Genomic DNA, 19,086 nt, shown 5'->3' on the forward strand with positions numbered 1-19,086 from the left:
CAACATGAGAATGCCATCTAATTCAAAAGCCGCGCCTATGCCGATAATCCTATGCCTGGCACTCTTTTCTATGGACGTGCAAGCGGCCATAGATAATGCCGGCATCATGGATAATGTCCTTGATCGTTATTCAGCAGCAGCCGCAAGTTGGGCCGGGGTCGTCACCTCCGCCGCAACGTGGCTTTTCTGGACGCTTGTGATCATTTCAATGGTATGGACATTCGGCATGATGGCACTCCGCAAGGCTGACATTGGGGAGTTCTTCGCTGAATTTTTTCGTTTCACTGTCTTTACCGGTTTTTTTTGGTGGCTTCTCACGAATGGGCCTAATTTTGCCTCTTCAATTTATACGTCGCTACGGCAAGTCGCAGGCAATGCCACTGGTCTCGGTAGCACACTGTCGCCATCCGGCATTGTCGATGTGGGATTCGCCATCTTCGACAAGGTGATGGATCAGTCAACGCTCTGGTCGCCAGTGGATAGCATGACTGGCATCTTGATGGCGGTGGCTATTTTGGTCATTCTGGCCTTGGTCGGCGTGAACATGCTCCTTCTCCTGACGTCCGGATGGGTGCTTGCTTACGGTGGCGTGTTCTTTTTAGGGTTCGGTGGATCCAGGTGGACAACGGATATGGCGATCAATTACTACAAGACCGTCCTCGGCATAGCTGCACAGCTTATGGCGATGGTACTCTTGGTAGGCATCGGCAAAACTTTCCTAGACGATTATTACACGCGCATGAGCGAGGGGATCAGTCTCAAGGAAATGGGCGTCATGATGATCGTAACGATCGTATTATTAGCCTTGGTCAATAAGATTCCGCCACTTATCGCTGGCATCATCACCGGCGCTAGCGTCGGCGGTGCCGGCATAGGCAACTACGGCGCGGGGGCTGCGTTAGGAGCTACCAGCATGGCTTGGTCAGCAACACAAATGGCCGGAAGCGGAATCATGGCAGGCGGAACCTCGGCCGCTGGAGGCGCACAGGCTCTCATGGCCGCCGTCTCGAAGGCCAACGATAATGTGGCAAACGGCACCGACATCCTTTCGAGCTTTGGTCGCCCATCAGATGGAGGTAATTCATCCAGTGACGGCAGTACAAATTACGCGCAAGCCGCTGGTTTCGCCAATGCGGGTTCATCCGAATCAAGCATGTTGACATCAGCCGCCAAGGTCGCCGGTATAGCCGGTCGGATCGCGGCCGACGCAACAGCTAACTTGGCGCAAGGTGCCACTGAAGTCGCCAAGGAAAAAGCGACCAGCATCAAAGAAGCGGGAATGGATCGCATTGCCGATACCACAGGCGGAAAAATCGCTGCCGCCATTAAAGGGCAGGGCAGTATCGCCCCAACATTTGACGGAAACACCCTGGCCTCAGCAACATCCAGCGACGCCGATCAAGAGTCGGAAGTAGCGGCCTTTCGCGACCGAGATAACCATCGCGTTAACCTATAGGAGTTCTGATGTTCATCGATCTACCCCCACAAATGCAAGAGCGCGTTGTCTGTTCGATCTCGGCCGCCGTAAAGTATGAAATTCCTGCCAACATTATGTTGGCAGTCGCTGAGAAAGAAGCGGGTAAACCGGGGCAGTGGGTGCGCAATACGAACGGTACCCATGACGTAGGCCAGATGCAGTTCAACACATCGTACCTGCGCGATCTGACCCGGTACGGGATCACGGCAAACGATGTAGCGGCAGCCGGTTGCTATTCGTTCGATCTGGCCGCATGGAGATTGCGGATGCATATTCGCAACGACAAGGGCGACCTGTGGACGAAATCCGCCAATTACCACTCGCGCACACCACGATACAACGCCGTGTACCGCGCCGATCTGATACACAAGGCGTCGAAGTGGGCCGAGTGGCTGGAAGCCCGTTTTGTGACGTTGGACGTGACAAAAGAGGGCGCTCCTATCTCGATGCCAACCCAGACGACCAAGGTTCAAGAAGTCGCGCAGCAAGCATTGGCCACGCCGGCGAAGCTAGAGATGACGGCGACGGTTCAATCTGCCGCCGTCTCCAGTTATGTACCCCGGCAAATTATCTTCAACGACAACCGTATCCTACCCTAGCAACGTAGGGGCGGGAACCTTGTTCTTCTAAATCGATTTTGCTGGTCAGTTTTTGGTCAATTTGACTTAACTCCAGAGAGGACAGAGAGTTAGGATAAATTGTGACGAATTAACGACAGGGTTATCCACAGATTTTGTGGATAGACTTGCCGAATGCTTTACTTTTCCTGCTCATTTTCTAGCCAGTCATCTGACTCCATAAAATGGCCATTTTTGAGATAGCAACTGGCAAAAATCGACCCTTACTCGACATTCACGGATTTCCACCCAATGGCAGTTGTAACGCAATAAGCTGTCGTTCAACGTTGTGATAACCGACGCTCGACCCGTCCGTGTTAATTGCATCGTTAGGCCAGCCGGCTCGCATATACTCACAATATCGATGGATTAATTTGTAAATTTCGCTTGTCTTGGAGCATATTTGAAGGGATGTCACTTATTCTAAGCTTTATACAAGACCAGCCTATCTCTATGGGTTCCGCATAGTCGACAAAATTCTTCTTGTCAATCGATTCCGTGAAATCAAGAAATCCTCTCTCCTTTTGCCTAATAAATCCACCGTCTCGAAGAAAATACATTTCGCGACTGTCAGACACACTGTGGTGATAGGTGTATTCATAAAGAAGCTCTATGCCGCACAAGTGATCAAATATTGATGAGGACAATGAATACCGAACCAAATTATTGACGAGTTAAAGTTAGGTCCATAATTTTTGCACATTTAAGCCATCCTTTTTCCATCTTTATACGCTACTGTTAGTTCGTCAATGGCAATAGTCTTCTGGTTGCCAAATCAAAGCCAATTAAATGACTTAAACCATCACCATGAATCAAGATAAGCGTCACGTCGATTTAGCAGCATCACAGTCAAGGTGCCGGCCTAGTTGGCTATTCTGGCTACTGCTGCTTATGATCACTGCCGCCGTTGTCTATTCATTTCGGCAGCCCACCGCGCAAGGTCAAGATCATGGATCGCGGCAAACGGCAGAGAAAAGGAGTGTTAATGGTGATTGGCAGAAAAATCCGCCTGTCAGTGTAGGAGCAGTTACCGCCTACAAGGGCGACATGCCGATTTATCTGAGCGGACTGGGCACTGTGACCGCCCTTCGCACCGTCACCGTTCACTCACGGGTCGATGGCGAGCTTATACGAGTCGCTTTTACTGAAGGACAATTAGTCCGCCAAGGCGATCTGCTGGTTGAAATCGATCCCCGGCCGTTTCAAGTCCAATTGAAACAGGCAGAAGGTCAGTTGCTGCGCGATCAGGCATTGCTGAAAAATGCGGAGATCGACATGAACCGCTACCAAATCCTGTTGGAACAAGACTCGATCGCCGCCCAGCAGACCGCTACCCAGGCGGCTCTGGTCAAACAATATCAAGGTGTTGTCGAGATGGATCAGGCTCAGGTCGATAATGCCAAACTGCAGCTCATCTATGCACGAATAACGGCTCCGATTCAAGGTCGCATCGGCTTGCGGCTGATCGATCAGGGCAATATCGTCCACGCCGGCGATAGCAATGGTCTGCTGGTGATCACCCAGACTCAGCCTATTTCGGTGGTGTTTACCCTGCCGGAAGACGTGGTGCCGGCTGTGATGAACCGCTGGCATTCCGGTGAGAGTATCGGCGTCGATGCCTATGACCGGGCCGGTGTTAATAAGCTGGCTACCGGCAAACTATTGGCAGTGGATAATCAGATCGACTCCACTACCGGCACTCTCAAGCTCAAGGCCCAATTCGATAATGAAAACAGAGCCCTATTTGCCAATCAGTTCGTCAACATCAAAATGAAACTGGATACCTTAAGTTCGGCAACCCTGGTGCCAACTGCGGCGATCCAGCGCGGCGCCAATGGGGCTTTCGTATATGTTGTTAATGATGACAGTACCATCTCGGTACGGCTGATAAAAACAGGCGCAGTGGAGGGCGAAATTGTTGCTATTCTCGAGGGACTGATCCCTGGCGAAAAGTTGGTGATCGAGGGCGGCGATAAACTTCGAGAAGGCAGCAAGGTTAACGTCGTCAAACTGGATAACAAACCTCTACAGCCTGCGTCCAATCAGAAAGGACGGCAAACCCCAGCCGGCAGTTTTTCCCGATGATGTCGATTTCGAAAGATCAGTCACCCGGATTCAATCCTTCCCGCACCTTCATCCTCAGGCCGGTCGCCACCTCATTGCTGATGGTGGCGCTACTATTCGTCGGCATACTAGCATACCGGTTACTGCCAATTTCTGCACTTCCGCAAGTCGACTATCCGATTATACAGGTCACAACCCTTTATCCAGGCGCCAGCCCGGAAGTGATGACGTCTGTTGTTACTGCCCCGCTTGAACGCCAGTTCGGGCAAATGCCCGGCTTGAAGCAAATGTCATCCAGCAGTTCCGGCGGCGCTTCGATGATTACCTTGCAATTTGATCTCGAACTGGATTTGGATGTCGCCGAGCAGACTGTGCAGGCCGCCATCAATGCCGCCACGAATTTTTTGCCGACCGATCTGCCCTTGCCGCCGATCTACAACAAGGTCAACCCGGCCGATACACCCATCCTGACACTGGCGGTCAGTTCAGCCACCTTGCCGCTATCAAAAGTCGAAGACATGCTGGATACCCGCCTGGCCCAGAAAATTTCCCAATTGCCGGGTGTCGGCATGGTGAGCATTAGCGGCGGTCAGCGACCGGCAGTGCGAATCCAGGCGAATGATAAAGCTTTGGCGGCTTATGGACTCAGTCTCGACGATTTGCGCAGCGCGATTTCTGCGGCCAATATCAATCAACCGAAAGGCATGTTTGACGGCCCGATGCGTTCGGCCATTATTGATAACAACGATCAGTTGCGTACAGCGGCGGAATACCTCGATCTGGTGATCGCCTATCGTAATAATGCACCGGTGTTTTTGCGCGAAGTCGCCAATGCGGTCGATGCCGCCGAGAACGTGAAACTGGCGGCTTGGTCCAACAATACTGCGGCAGTGATCGTCAATATCCAGCGCCAGCCGGGCGCTAATGTCATCGAAGTCGTCGACCGCATCAAAAAACAGCTACCGCATTTGCAATCGACGCTACCGGGATCGGTCACTGTGGTGCCGTTGACTGATCGCACGATGACGATACGCTCATCGGTCCGCGATGTACAGTTTGAACTCATGCTGGCGGTGGCGCTGGTGGTGTTGGTGATGTTCCTGTTTTTGCGTAATCTGCCGGCCACACTGATTTCTGGGGTCGCCGTGCCTTTATCGCTGATAGGCACATTCACAGTGATGTATCTGGCCGGTTTCAGTATCAACAACCTGACACTGATGGCTCTAACGATTGCCAGTGGCTTCGTGGTCGACGATGCCATCGTGGTGATCGAAAATATTTCCCGCTATATCGAGGAAGGCGAACCGCCGCTAAAAGCCGCGCTGAAAGGTTCGGAACAGATCGGTTTTACCATTATCTCACTGACTATTTCACTCGTGGCGGTGTTGATTCCGTTGCTGTTCATGGGCGACGTGGTGGGCCGTCTGTTCCGTGAGTTCGCCATTACGCTGTCGGTGTCCATCCTGATCTCGGCCGTGGTGTCGCTCACCCTGACGCCGATGATGTGTGCAAAAATGTTGCACCCGCTAGTCCCGGAGCATTCAGCACATAAGCAAAGCAGCGATTTTTTTAAGCAAGTGAGCGACGCTTACGGCCGCAGTCTGGTATGGGTGTTTAGACACCAAGCTCTGGTTTTAATGGTGGCTTTCGCGACCATGGCGCTGACTGTCATGCTCTATATCGCTGCGCCTAAAGGGTTTTTCCCGGTACAAGACACGGGATTGATACAAGGGATTTCCGAGGCGCCGCCCAGCATTTCATTTGCCGCCATGGCGGAAAGGCAAACCGCCTTGGCGACAGCAATTTTGACCGATCCGGCTGTCGAAAGCCTGTCATCGTTTATCGGTGTGGATGGCAGTAATCCCACCTTGAACAGTGGCCGCTTTTTAATCAACTTAAAACCATGGGGTCAGCGTTCAGGAAGCGCCGAGGCCATTATTCAGCGATTGCGGCCAAAATTAGCGGAGGTCCCGAGCATAGCCATCTATCTGCAACCGGTACAAGATATGACCCTGGAAAACCGCATCAGCCGCACACAATACCAATTCACACTAGAAACCGTCGATTTTGCCGAGCTTGGCTTATGGACGCAACGTCTGGTTGAAGCCATGCGCAGCATTCCGTATGTTGCGGATGTCGCCAGCGATTTACAAAATCAGGGGTTGCAAGCCTATATCAATATCGATCGAACCACCGCCAGCCGGCTAGGTGTTACGACTGCTGCTATCGACAACGCTTTGTACAATGCGTATGGGCAACGCTTGGTATCGACTATTTTTACACAATCCAATCAATATCGCGTCGTGCTTGAAGTCAATCCGGCTGCACAGGTCGGCCCTGAAGATCTAAGCAGGCTGCGGGTTCCTTCCAGCAGTGGCGCGCAGGTCTTGTTATCCGAACTGGCACAAGTGGCAGAGCGGCAAACCGCGCTGGCCATTAATCATCTCGATCAGTTTCCGTCATCTACGATCTCCTTCAATTTAAAGCCGGGGGCGGCATTGGGTGACGCGATCGCAGCCATTGAAGCCGTCAAAAAACAGATCGGTTTACCGCTCAGTGTGCAAACCGACTATCAGGGTGCGGCACTGGCGTTTAATGCCTCCTTGGAAGGGACGTTGTGGTTAATTTTGGCGGCGATTGTGACGGTTTATATCGTCCTTGGCGTGCTATACGAAAGTTATATTCATCCAGTCACCATACTTTCAACCTTGCCGTCAGCCGGTGTCGGCGCGTTGCTGGCTTTATTGTTCACAGGAAACGACCTCGGCATTATTGCCGTGATCGGTATTATCTTGCTGATTGGCATCGTCAAAAAGAACGCCATCATGATGATAGACTTTGCGCTGGATGCGGAGCGCAAACAAGGCCTGCAGCCTAGAGAGGCTATTCATCAAGCTTGTCTGCTGCGTTTGCGGCCGATTCTGATGACCACAATGTCGGCTTTGCTGGGCGCGCTGCCCCTGATGCTCGGCAGCGGCGTCGGTTCGGAACTGCGCCACCCATTAGGGCTTACCATGGTCGGCGGCTTGCTGCTCAGCCAATTGTTGACCTTATATACCACACCCGTTATTTATCTGAGTCTGGATGGCCTTGCTCGCCGTTTCCGTAGTGACCCGCACTCCAGTGAAACATCGGCAAACTCGGAAACCCAATCGTGAGTTTGTCGGCGCTGTTCATCTATCGTCCGGTCGCCACCACGCTGCTGACGATAGGCGTGGCATTGGCGGGTTTCATTGCCTTTTTGCATTTGCCGGTGGCGCCTCTGCCACAGGTGGATTTTCCGACTATTGCCGTTTCCGCCAGCATGCCGGGCGCCAGTCCGGAGACCATGGCGGCGACCATTGCGACGCCGCTGGAGCGCGCCTTAGGACGAATCGCCGGTATTTCGGAAATGACTTCCAGCAGTTCGCTGGGATCGACTTCCATAACCTTGCAATTTGATCTGGATCGCGATATTGATGGCGCGGCGCGTGATGTCCAGGCCGCCATCAATGCCGCCCAAAGTCTACTGCCGCTCAATATGCCCAGCCGCCCCAACTATCGCAAGGTGAATCCGGCCGATTCGCCGATTCTGATACTGGCGCTGACATCCAAAACGCTCAGCCGCGGCCAGATGTACGATGCGGCATCGACCATACTTGCGCAAAAAATCTCACAACTGCCAGGTATAGGCCAAGTGTCGGTCGGAGGCGGTTCCTTACCGGCGGTTCGCGTTGAGCTCAATCCGGCTACACTCACCAAATACAATGTCGGTCTTGAGGATGTGCGCAACGCCATATCCGCCAGTAATACCAATCGTCCGAAAGGGGCATTGGAAAGAGGTGACCGCCGTTGGCAGATTCATGCTAACGATCAAGCTGACAAAGCTGTTGACTACCAGTCAATGATCGTCGCTTATCGGAATGGGGCACCGATCCGCATAGCTGATCTCGGTACCGCAGTGGATGCCGTGGAAGATTTGCGCAACGTTGGCCTAAAAAACGGCGATCCTTCGGTACTGCTGATCCTCAACAAACAACCGGGCTCGAATATCCTTGAAACGGTGGCAGGCGTAAAAGCCATGCTCCCGCAATTGCAGGCCATGATTCCGGCAGCTATCGATTTGTCGGTGGTGGTTGACCGCTCAATCTCCATTCGCGCCTCCGTCAGCGAGGTTGAACACAGCTTAATGATCGCCGTCGGCTTGGTGATCCTGGTGGTGTTGCTGTTTTTACGTAATTTGCGTTCGACGTTTATTCCCATTATCGCCGTGCCGGTTTCCCTGATCGGTTCCTGTAGCGTCATGTATCTTTGTAATTACAGCATTGATAACTTGTCTCTGATGGCTCTAACCATAGCCACAGGTTTCGTGGTCGACGACGCCATTGTGGTGCTGGAAAACATTAAGCGTCATGTTGAAAAAGGGGTCTCCCCCTTCAAAGCTGCTCTGGTGGGGGCTGGGGAAGTGGGTTTTACCGTCTTGTCGATGAGTTTGTCCTTAATTGCGGTCTTTATCCCCATCTTGTTGATGGGTGGTATTGTCGGTCGGCTATTTCGCGAATTTGCTGTGACGCTCTCCACGTCCGTGTTGGTTTCACTGGTCGTTTCGCTGACCGTCACACCGATGCTATGTGCACGTTGGCTACAACTGGAACAAGAGCAGAAGCCGGGGCGTATCGCGAAATTTTTCGAATATGTTTATCAAAACATGCATGACGGCTACCAACGCAGCCTGCGTTGGGCCTTACGGCATGCGCCGCTGATGTTGTTGGTATTTTTCGCCGGCATTGCGTTGAATATCTATTTGTACAGCATCGTACCGAAAGGCTTTTTTCCGGTGCAGGATAACGGCAGGTTGTTTGGCACCATTCAGGCCGATCAGGGTATTTCTTTTCAATCCATGAAAAGCAAGCTGGTTGAATTTGGCGAGATTTTACAGAAAGATCCGGCCGTAGTGGATGTGGTAGGTTTTGCCGGGGAAGGGCAAAATACCAATGCCGGCCGTATGTTTGCGGTTTTAAAGCCGCCCGACCAACGCGACCAGCCGATCTCGGAGATCAGCCGCAGATTGCGTAACCAATTTGCCGCAGTACCCGGGGCTAATCTGTTTCTGCAGCCGGTGCAGGATTTGCGTATCGGCGGCCGACTTTCGTCCGCGATGTTTGAATACACTTTGCAGGCAGAGAATTTAAGCGATTTGCGGGAATGGACCCCGAAGATTGTCGCGGCGTTGACGACGGCCAAGGAACTGACCGATGTCAATACGGACCAGCAAGACAGGGGCCAACAGGTGGCGCTGGTGGTTGACCGCGAAGCTGCGGCTCGCTTCGGCGTCAATCAGGCTGTAATCGATGCCACGCTGAATGATGCTTTTGGTCAGCGGCAAGTCTCGGTTATTTACAAATCGCTTAACCAATACCATGTGGTGATGGAACTGGCGCCCGAATATTGGCATGACCCGCAGATTTTAAAACAACTCTACATCAAGTCTGCCGCGACCACCCAGCAACCCACGGTCAGCCAGATTCCCCTGGCGTCGTTGGCGGATTTTCAGACTACCAACACACCGTTGACGGTTACCCATCAAGGTCAATTCGCTTCGGCGACTATTTCTTTCAATCTAAAACCTGGTTACTCGCTATCGGATGCGACGAAAATAATCGAAAAAACCATGGCGGATTTGGGCGTACCATCCTCTGTGCACGGCAATTTTCAAGGCTCCGCGAAAGCGTTTCAGCAATCCTTGAGCAATCAGCCCTTGTTGATTTTGGCCGCCTTATTCAGCATTTACATCGTGCTGGGCGTACTTTATGAAAGTTACGTGCATCCTCTGACTATTCTGTCCACACTGCCCTCGGCAGGCGTAGGCGCAATATTGGCGCTGATAGCCTGTAATACCGAATTCAGTATAATCGCCTTGATCGGCGTGATTCTGTTGATCGGTATCGTCAAGAAAAACGCCATCATGATGATAGATTTCGCACTGCACGCCGAGCGCGTAGAAGGCCTAATTGCGGAAGAAGCCATCTTCAGCGCCTGCCTGCACCGGTTTCGACCTATCATGATGACCACGCTGGCTGCTCTGCTTGGCGCATTGCCGCTGGCATTGGGGTCCGGCTACGGTGCGGAACTGCGCCATCCTTTGGGCATCTCCATAGTCGGTGGCCTGCTGGTCAGCCAGATGCTGACACTGTATACCACGCCTGTGGTTTATCTGTATCTGGACCGATTCCAATCGCGGTTGCACGGCCGATTTATAAACCGCGCCGATTCCCAAGCCGACAACTCCGTTTAACAGTCGCCGAGATTTGCATGAATTTTCGCATTACCCAACCGCTGGCTTATATGTTTTTAACAGCACAGCTGACTGGCTGCATGGTCGGCCCGGACTATGTTCGCCCGGAGGCGCCGGTTTCTGCCGAATTCAAGGAGCTCAAAGGCTGGAAACAAGCCCAGCCCCGCGATACCGGCCTACCCGGCAAATGGTGGGAAATCTTCAACGACTCCAAACTCAACGAACTGGAAGAGCAGGTCGCCGGAGCCAACCAGTCGATCGTCCAGGCCGAAGCTCAGTACCGTCAGGCCCAGCATCTGGTGCAATCCGTGCAGTCGTCTCTCCTGCCCACCGCCATGTTGACAGGCACTACGAGCCGATTTAAAGCCGCCAGCGGCCAAAGCGTGGCGGTATCGGGGATTAGAAATTTATTTGGCACCGCGGTGAACATGGCTTGGGAACCGGATTTGTGGGGCAGCATCCGCCGTCAGGTGGAAGCCAACACAGACTTGGCTCAGGCTAGCGACGCTACTCTGCGGGCGCTGCTCTTGTCCACCCAGGCCACTTTGGCTCAGAACTACTTTCAGTTGCGGGTGCTGGATGCTCAAAAAGTTATTCTGGAGGAAACCGTCGCCGCCTACAGCAAGACCCTGGAAATCACCAAGAACCGTTACGCGGTAGGCGTCGTCGCCAAGGCCGATGTGTTGCAAGCCGAAACCCAGCTGGAATCGGCCCAAGCGCAGACCATCGCCCTCGGCGTACAGCGCGCCGCACTGGAACACGCGATTGCCGTGTTGATCGGCAAAACACCCGCCGAGCTGACCATTGCCGAAGTGTCATTCGATCTACAGCCACCACCCATTCCTGTGGCTCTGCCCTCTGAACTGCTGGAAAGACGCCCGGACATTGCCGCAGCCGAACGGGAAGCCGCCGCCGCCAATGCACAGATAGGTGTAGCCAAGGCGGCTTATTACCCGACGCTGAATCTAGCCGTCACCAGCGGTCACCAATCCTCCAGTCTGGACACCCTTTTCACCACAGCCCGCCGTTATTGGGCGTTAGGTCCAGCCGGCGCGGCACTCACGCTATTCGATGGTGGTGCCAAGAACGCCCAATACAAACAGGCAATAGACGCTTACGACGCCAGCGTTGCCGCATACCGGCAAATCGTGCTGACCGGCTTTCAGGAAGTGGAGGACAATCTGGCCGCACTCAGGATACTGGAAGATGAAAAACTCTCACGGGATAAGGCCGTAAGATCGGCCGAAGAAGCGCTGGCGCTGACTAACAATCAATATCGGGCCGGCACCGTCAATTATATCAATGTCCTTGTGGCGCAAACCGTGGCTCTCACCAACCGTCAAACGGCGGTACTGCTACAAGGCGATCAGCTTGTTACCTCGGTGCTTTTGGTCAAGGCCCTAGGTGGTGGCTGGAACGAAACCATGCTGCCCAGCGAAGATCAGGCCGCCGGCAAGCGTAAATGGACGGATTATCTGATTTTGCCGGTGAATTGAAAGAATGGGTCACGCTAGCAATGCTAAAAAATCAAACAGTGAGGGATAAAATCACAATATTGAAACATTAATTTGATAGCGTTTGGGTTCTGATGAAATCTGCGATGCCATGGGAGCCGAACATGTTTTACGAGCCAAACAATTTGCTGCAAAACGGCATTAGATTTTTGCTAATTTTTTGCTCAAAAAAGAAGCGAAAAACCAACTGGATTTCTGATTCAAATTCTGTGTCTGGCTGCAATGAAGCGGTTTGCAGTCAATGATCAATACGTGCGATGCGGCTGGTATTGGCCGAGGCTGTGTCAAAACTCAAAAGTTAAAAAGACTGTGGAGTAATCGTTCCAGATATTGAAATAAATATGGGGCAATGTGGAGTTAACTATTAAGGAAATTACCCATCTCTGCTTACTCAATGGAAGAGTATTCGCTTTTAAAGTATTAGGTCATGCGTTTTGACACAGCCTCGGCCGAAAGCGCCAATTCTTTCTAATCACCGTTAGCCTTCCTAAATCCAAATTCTAAAGACTGACTCGCCAACTTATCTGCTGACGTCATTTTGCCGAGTTGTGACATTTTTTCCTGGCGCACCCCACCCCCCAATTTTTTCCACTATTCAGCACTGTTTTTTCGGTCAAAAATGTCATCTTACATTTAAAAATAATAAGATAGAGATTATTACTGGAAAAGTTGGACGCTCTTTTTTGCCAAAACTGGCAAATATTCCACGCTGTTTTACATTTTCGAAGCCGTACAGCGATACGGCTTTGGAATCGGCATGCCGAATACTGTTGGCAATGGCTCTGATTTTCTCGCAAGGGAACCAGTATCACGACTTCGGTAATGGCATCCAGCAGCGCTTCCATGTCAAAAGCCCGTGAAGAACCCAGCGTCGATATGCTCGAAGGTCGGGATCAACAATGCCCTGTCCAAATATCGACTACCCTGACCACGAGTCATGCGGTGTATCTCGTGAGGCAAGTCGCTTAATTCAATGTTCTGATAACGGAAAACCTATAGCCTAACCCTCGAACAGTTTGTATAAGCTCTTCTCGGCCATATTCGGAAAGCCGCGCGCGCAAGCGCCGGATTTGTTGATCAACCGTGCGCACTTCAATATAGATACTGCGCCCCCAGACCTCTTCCAATAACTCATTCCGAGTATGTACCTTATCCGGATAGCGCATCAGGAACTCAAGAAGCTTGAACTCGATGGGAGTGAGATCCAGCCGCCTGTCGCCGATTAGCAACTGCCGCTCCTCGAGATCCAGGATCAGGTCTCCAATCTTAAGATGCTCGGTATGTCCGTTGCTCAACCGTCTGCCCAACACTTTTTGTATTCGTGTCATGAACTCATTTGGTGAAAACGGCTTGATCATATAATCGTCTATACCGATTTCTAGGGCCGAAGGTTTGTCCGCTTCCGGGTTATATGCGGTCAACAGTATGATCGGTAATGACTCACTATGAATTTTGAATCTGAGAATTTGCGCCAAATCTATACCGCTGATGCCCGGCAATGTTCCGTCCAATACCAACAAGTCTGCGGTATTTGTTAGCAGCCTGCGTATTCTGATTAATTTGAACACCGATTCTGGTCAATTTGAACAGCTAAAATCCTAACGCATCCGTGGCAGTAAATTTTTACCCCAAGTGTTCAACTTGGGTCAATGAATTTAATTTTTTTCGCATCGATTCCCCTTTCAAATTGATGCGATGCGCGTTATGCATCAGCCGGTCTAAAATGGCATCGGCCAGGGTGTTGTCGCCGATGGCCTGATACCATTGATCGGTGGGCAATTGACTAATAATGACCGTGGCGGACTGTTCGTGCCGGTCATCCATGATTTCCATCAGATCATTGCGGGTCGCCGCAGTTAAGGGTTCCAAGCCCCAGTCGTCAAGGATCAGACAGTCGAAGTTGGCCAGGGTTTTGAGCATTTGACTGTAGCTGCCGTCGGCCTTGGCCTGGGTGAGCGCCAGGACGAGACGGGACAACCGGACATAGCGGACACTGTAACCTTTCAAGCAGGCCTGATGACCGAGTGCGCAGGCGAGATAGGTTTTACCGCTGCCGCAAGGGCCGGTCAGCAGCAGGTTCTGGTTTTTGTTCAGCCAGTCGCACATCAGCAGTGATGCCATCTGGGCTTGCTGCAAGCCTCTGGGGTGCTGATAATCGATGCCCTGGGCGTGGGCCTTGAGTTTAAATTGAGCGGTTCGGATCAGGCGCTCCTGTTTCCGCTGTTGCCGTTCCTGATTTTCCTGGTCGACCAGCAGTTGCAGGCGTTCGGCAAAGGCCAGTCCTTGATAGGTGCCGGGCTGTTCTTGTTGCGTTTGCAGGGCGCCGGCCATGCCGGTCAGTTTCAGTTGCCGCAGTTGGCTGAGGGTTTGTTCAATCATCTGTTTTTCCTGTGGTATAAAAAAGAGAGAGGTGCCGCCCATCGTGTGCTGATGGGCAATCCGGTGTTAATGAAAACTCTGGGGGCCGCGAATATTGTCATGGGCTTGCGGCAATAAAGTCGCTTGCAGCGGCGTCGACTCCGGCAACCTATCCCGGTTGCTCTGCAGAATGGCCGTGATATTTTTCAATCGGTACAAGCCTGCTCGGTTAGCGATGGCGCAGGCTTGGTTCAAACGCTGAGCCGGGAAGCTCCGCTGAAGATTGAGCAAGCCCAGGCAAACCCGGTACGCCTGTTCCGGATGCGGTTGGCGCTGTAATTGAGTCTTGACCCAAATCAGGACTTCAGGTCCCAAGGCCTGTGCCCAGTTCATTAATCGCCCTGGCGTCCATTGTTGATGCTTGGCGTGTTTCTCCGGCCTATGGGCGGGATCGGTGGTGGTGCCGGGGTAAAATTTACGGACGTGGGACGCAATGCGTTGGTGATGAAAATAAACTTCCAGCAAATGCTCGCCGGCATGAACTTCTACCGCTTCGCCGACACAATGATGCGGGACCGAGTACAGGTGTCGGTCGTAGGGGATGTGATAATCGATAGCGACCTTGGCCGTCTTGATATCGACAAATTGATACGCCTGTTTGGGCAACGGCTTCAGCGCCGGCCTGTCCACTTGCTCAAACCACTGCCGACGGTTGCCAGGCCACTGCTTGAATGGTTTGTGGTTGAGTTCGGTCAAGAGCGCCTGAAGACAGTGATTCAGTTCGGCCAGCGAGAAAAACGTCTGCTGGCGCAGCTTGGCCAGGATCCAGCGCTCAACAATCTGTACGCCGACTTCCGCCTTGGCTTTATCCTTGGGTTTATAAGGCCGGGCCGGCATCACGGCGACGCCGTAATGGGCCGCCAATTGCTGATAGGCCGGATTGAGCTCCGGTTCATAACGGCACGCCTTGCTGACCCCGCTTTTCAGATTATCGGGGACCAACAGCTGCGGGGTGCCGCCGAAAAACTCAAAGGCTCGAGCATGACTGCCCAACCAATCCGGCAGACTCTGGCTACGGGTGGCTTCGGCAAACGTGTAATTGGACGCCCCCAGCACCGCGACAAAAATACTGGCCGGGCGGATTTCGCCGGTCGTGGCGCACACGGGGTTTGAGGCGCAATGGAACGGAAAACCGAGTTAACTGCTTGCCTAATAGCTTTTGCGATAACATAAGCGAGTGGCGGAATTTTCTCAATCCAGTGGTAAAAACTGACCCATAACTGCCGATCAAATACGATTTTACGCCTTCCTAAACCAGCCAGTCGTGGCGTGCTGCAAACGTCGGAGGTTTATGACCTGGACCTACTCACACCCATGGTGTCAATCGTAGCCAAACTGTCTCAAAACGGGTTTAATGATGACCCATGCCGAAGTAGCCATTTTGAATGTAGGAGGCTTTCGAATCACTTGAACTGGCGACATGAATAGTTGCCATCATGCCGCCGTCTTCATGCTCCAATATATGACAATGAAAAACAAAATCACCCGCAATGGCAAAGGGAATTTCCACATCTATAGGCGAGGTATGACACGCGCCACTTCTCCAACTGGCGACAGTCCCATCGCAACCCTCATCACCGGTCAGCAAAGGGACACTATCCTGAAGAATGCCGCTTTCATTTCGTTTTAAAGCTTGTCCCTCTATTTCCCCACGGGTCAATACCCGGAACTTGGTCTGATGGATATGAAAATTATGATCCTCTCCGGTTAGATTGATCACTTCCCAATGTTCATACACCGGTGTATTGCCTGTTCCCAAAGGTAAGCAAATGGTCTTTTCTGCATTTGGAAATGCCGAGACATCCTGGAAACTGCCCGGTACAGTAGCCCCATGTTGATCGATAAGTTCAAAGCCTATGCCGAAATTGTTGCTCAGTGGATAGCCGAAGAAAATACGTCGTTTCCAACCAACTGGTAAAGGTTTGCAGGCTGAGCTTGGCCCAACCGCCTGATTGGCTGTAGCAAGCTCTTTTGCTATCGCCTTGAGCTGTAGACCCGTAGCATCATGCTTTTTATCATGGACATCAAGCACTGGAGTATTGTGTAAAGGGGCGTTGCCGGAAAAATTGACCTGTGCCAATTTGACGGCCGGCCAATTGTCAGCATCTTGACCTGTAGAATAACCAATCGTTTGCAGAATAGCCTGGCTGCCGTCTGCTTTGATCATATGACCCTGCGCATTGCGATTCACCACCCAGACTTCGGCTCGGGAAGCAGGCATCATATGCAGACTAGTTGCACAGACAGCCGATGGATTTTTAGAGGTTACCCCTGGACAAGCAATATGGCGGAATTTTGCTCCGCCGATTTGTTTAAAACCGCCTTTGGATGTGCCGGTAACTGGCGTCACGCTAATGCCGTCAATTGATAATACCTGCATCGCCATACCCGTTGTAGATGTGGGTGTGCCATCGACACTTTTCGTCAATTGCAGTTCGTAGGTCGCGCTACCAGAAGCATTGGTAATCCGCCATATTTGTCCTGCCGAGTTGACGGTGATAGTCGGATTTAATTGACCATTCACGCTGAAATACCATTTGCCGCCATTATCGCCATTGCATAAACCGGCTACAGCCGATGGTGAAGTGCAGAAGTCCGGATCTTCTTCATCGTTCACGCTTTGATCGCCATTAACCTGAATATCCTTGAGAATTAAATGGCGAGTGGCGATATTGCCCGGCATTCCACGAAGATAGTCATTAACAGAGCCAACGGTGATGATACCCGAAAGACCGGCAGTAACCTGATTCAACGAAATACCATGCGCATGCGGATGAAACCAGTACAAACCCGAAGGATGACTATCGGGTATCTTAATTTGATAGTCAGTGGTATCGGTACGCACATCCCCATGTATATGCGAGGTTGGCATTATATCAGGCATGCCGTTCGCCGAATTAAACGTAAGAACAAAAACGCTGTCGCCGAACAGAGGATTTATCGCCGTAGGTGAAGGTAAACCAGGCGCTACCAACATGCCATGTGTATGGATGTTGGTTGGATTTTGAGCCAAAAATTCCTCGCCGGGCTCTTCGCTATGCGATGAATCCAATATCATCGGCAGTTTGTTGACGAAATGTATTTTCAACGTATCGCCGGGGTTTACTTGTAAACGCGCTCCGCCATAAGGATTTGGATTTGACTTGTCTGGGGGACAGGTGTTTTCCACACTATATTTGCGTTCGCAAATTTCATAGGCCCAACCCGTAACCCCAGGCAACGCGTCAATAATTGTCGGTTTAGCAATCATGAGCAAATCGAGCGTTTTGTCGCCTTTGCTGCTGGCGAATACAGGGGGATCGATAAGCTCTCCAGCATTAATGTTCTTTGTAGCACTGACCAATGCCAGCCCGCATAACAGGTATCTACCTACCTTCATTTTCATGTGTGATTCTCTTGTGTAAGTTGATAAGCTCTCAAAACCTGAGGTGTTGAAATTGGTATTGAGTAAATAAAACTCCGCAAGACCATTCAAATGAATTGTAGACCTAATGAGAATCATTTACAATAGCAATTACAAGATTACTACATCTGCCTCCTGCCGAATGAAATGAATAAGAACGAGCTGACATTTCTAAATAGATCACACAGGTCTCTTGCCGTGTTGCCTCTTTTTATTTGCGGTATCTTCGTCGCAGGCGTTGATACGAAGGCATACGCCGATGTCGATCCCTTCGAATTCCAAGTTTACGGGTATCAGACGCAAGGCAAAGGCAATCTTGATCCCGAGTTACTCTCGAGCTATATCGTGGCAGGACATAAGGAAGGAGAAGGCGGTACTTCATCAACATTCGCCAGCCAAAGTATGATGCGCTATGCTATGGAGCTGGAATATGGTATTACCGATAAGATTGATTTCGCTTACTATTTGAATCTTGCGCGTCCTGATGGGCAGGATTTGCAATACGCCGGCTCGAAATTCCGTTTCCGCGGCCAGTTCGCTGAAGCCGGAGAACTCCCTGTTGACATAGGATGGTATAGCGAAATTGAGTGGTGGAGTTCTAAATTCGATGACGACCAGGTCGAGGCCGAAGTTATGTTGACTCTGCAAAAGGATGTGGGCAATTGGACCTTTATTGTGAATGCTCCGGATATCGAAAAGGTAATCGTCGGCGCCGATCGCAACGAGGTATTCGAAATTGGTTATCGTGGCGAAGCGAGTTACCAAATGACCGATCGGACACGCCTGGGGTTACAAATTTACGGCGCCCCTGGACAAGTCAATGATGTAACTCCTATCGGTCAGCAACAGCATTATGTAATTCCTACTATACATACAGTATTGTTCGACGCTATCCGGTCTTCATTCGGTTTGGGATTCGGACTTACGCAAGGCTCTGACCTATTTTTTCTAAAAGCTAATTTCCACTTTGGGGGCGATATTTCCGAACGGATTTATGACTAAACACCTTACCCACTGATTTTTATGAAATAGTGGCTTATATGTAGCCGTGGTAAAAGGAATCAAAGGTTGTTTTGGCCGATTTCCGGACCAGGAGCATGAAATTAATGTTTAATTATTGCGGATGCTGCAATGAGAAGAGAGCTTACAATAATTGGCTTCGTCACGTCTGCAGCGCTAAGATCGCTAATCAAGGCCATACTAGTGTCTAATTGCATAAGTTAGAGATTGTATTTTTGATCTGGCTGCCAACGACTTCGCGTTTCTTCCAAACGAAAGGTTGCGCTCCCGTGTTGTAGGCAGCAATGTATTTCTCCACC

At 51.3% G+C, this 19,086-nt stretch carries 12 protein-coding genes and 2 pseudogenes; 8 read left to right on the plus strand and 6 right to left on the minus strand.

The window, feature by feature from the left end:
* Positions 1–4 precede the first annotated feature (4 nt).
* From trbL to U2W12_RS09185, 6 genes are all read left to right on the plus strand, one after another.
* Positions 5–1,456, plus strand: a complete 1,452-nt coding sequence (gene trbL, locus U2W12_RS09160) for a P-type conjugative transfer protein TrbL (protein WP_326500371.1) — start codon at positions 5–7, stop codon at positions 1,454–1,456.
* An 8-nt stretch (positions 1,457–1,464) separates the two neighbouring features.
* On the plus strand, positions 1,465–2,076 hold the full coding sequence (locus U2W12_RS09165) for a transglycosylase SLT domain-containing protein (protein ID WP_326500372.1): 612 nt from the start codon (positions 1,465–1,467) through the stop codon (positions 2,074–2,076).
* An 825-nt stretch (positions 2,077–2,901) separates the two neighbouring features.
* Positions 2,902–4,179 (plus strand): MdtA/MuxA family multidrug efflux RND transporter periplasmic adaptor subunit, encoded by a 1,278-nt coding sequence (locus U2W12_RS09170; protein WP_326500373.1) that lies wholly within the window; start codon positions 2,902–2,904, stop codon positions 4,177–4,179.
* Positions 4,179–7,316 carry an MdtB/MuxB family multidrug efflux RND transporter permease subunit gene (locus tag U2W12_RS09175; RefSeq protein WP_326500384.1) on the plus strand — a complete coding sequence of 1,046 codons (3,138 nt, stop codon included), beginning with the start codon at positions 4,179–4,181 and terminating at the stop codon, positions 7,314–7,316. The genes U2W12_RS09170 and U2W12_RS09175 overlap by 1 nt, the downstream gene beginning before the upstream one ends.
* The gene (locus tag U2W12_RS09180) at positions 7,313–10,432 is read left to right on the plus strand and encodes a multidrug efflux RND transporter permease subunit (RefSeq protein WP_326500374.1); all 3,120 of its coding nucleotides are present in this window, start codon (positions 7,313–7,315) and stop codon (positions 10,430–10,432) included. The genes U2W12_RS09175 and U2W12_RS09180 overlap by 4 nt, the downstream gene beginning before the upstream one ends.
* 17 nt (positions 10,433–10,449) lie before the next feature.
* Positions 10,450–11,928, plus strand: a complete 1,479-nt coding sequence (locus U2W12_RS09185; protein ID WP_326500375.1) for an efflux transporter outer membrane subunit — start codon at positions 10,450–10,452, stop codon at positions 11,926–11,928.
* A 551-nt stretch (positions 11,929–12,479) separates the two neighbouring features.
* On the opposite strand, the gene U2W12_RS09190 is transcribed toward U2W12_RS09185, so the two are convergent.
* Positions 12,480–12,791: a hypothetical protein gene (locus U2W12_RS09190; protein WP_326500376.1), complete on the minus strand. Its 312-nt coding sequence runs from the start codon at positions 12,789–12,791 to the stop codon at positions 12,480–12,482.
* On the opposite strand from U2W12_RS09190, the gene U2W12_RS09195 reads away from it, so the two are divergent.
* The gene (locus tag U2W12_RS09195; RefSeq protein WP_326500377.1) at positions 12,790–12,915 is read left to right on the plus strand and encodes a hypothetical protein; all 126 of its coding nucleotides are present in this window, start codon (positions 12,790–12,792) and stop codon (positions 12,913–12,915) included. The two genes, U2W12_RS09190 and U2W12_RS09195, sit on opposite strands and share 2 nt — an antisense overlap.
* On the opposite strand, the gene U2W12_RS09200 is transcribed toward U2W12_RS09195, so the two are convergent.
* From U2W12_RS09200 to U2W12_RS09215, 4 genes and pseudogenes are all read right to left on the minus strand, one after another.
* Positions 12,912–13,514: a winged helix-turn-helix domain-containing protein gene (locus U2W12_RS09200; RefSeq protein ID WP_326500378.1), complete on the minus strand. Its 603-nt coding sequence runs from the start codon at positions 13,512–13,514 to the stop codon at positions 12,912–12,914. The genes U2W12_RS09195 and U2W12_RS09200 overlap by 4 nt on opposite strands.
* Positions 13,515–13,569: 55 nt before the next feature.
* Complete coding sequence (gene istB / locus U2W12_RS09205) at positions 13,570–14,325, minus strand: IS21-like element helper ATPase IstB (RefSeq protein ID WP_326500379.1); 756 nt, start codon at positions 14,323–14,325, stop codon at positions 13,570–13,572.
* 66 nt (positions 14,326–14,391) lie between these two features.
* Positions 14,392–15,477 (minus strand): annotated as a pseudogene (gene istA / locus U2W12_RS09210) (IS21 family transposase); the annotation flags it as partial.
* 238 nt (positions 15,478–15,715) lie between these two features.
* Positions 15,716–17,749: a multicopper oxidase family protein gene (locus U2W12_RS09215; RefSeq protein ID WP_326500380.1), complete on the minus strand. Its 2,034-nt coding sequence runs from the start codon at positions 17,747–17,749 to the stop codon at positions 15,716–15,718.
* 165 nt (positions 17,750–17,914) lie between these two features.
* Here U2W12_RS09215 and U2W12_RS09220 point away from each other — a divergent pair, with 165 nt between their 5' ends.
* On the plus strand, positions 17,915–18,769 hold the full coding sequence (locus tag U2W12_RS09220) for a hypothetical protein (protein WP_326500381.1): 855 nt from the start codon (positions 17,915–17,917) through the stop codon (positions 18,767–18,769).
* 205 nt (positions 18,770–18,974) lie between these two features.
* Here U2W12_RS09220 and U2W12_RS09225 read toward each other — a convergent pair.
* Positions 18,975–19,086 (minus strand): annotated as a pseudogene (locus U2W12_RS09225) (IS630 family transposase); the annotation flags it as partial.

It is taken from the genome of Methylomicrobium sp. Wu6 (genome assembly GCF_035916875.1).
GTDB lineage: Bacteria > Pseudomonadota > Gammaproteobacteria > Methylococcales > Methylomonadaceae > Methylomicrobium.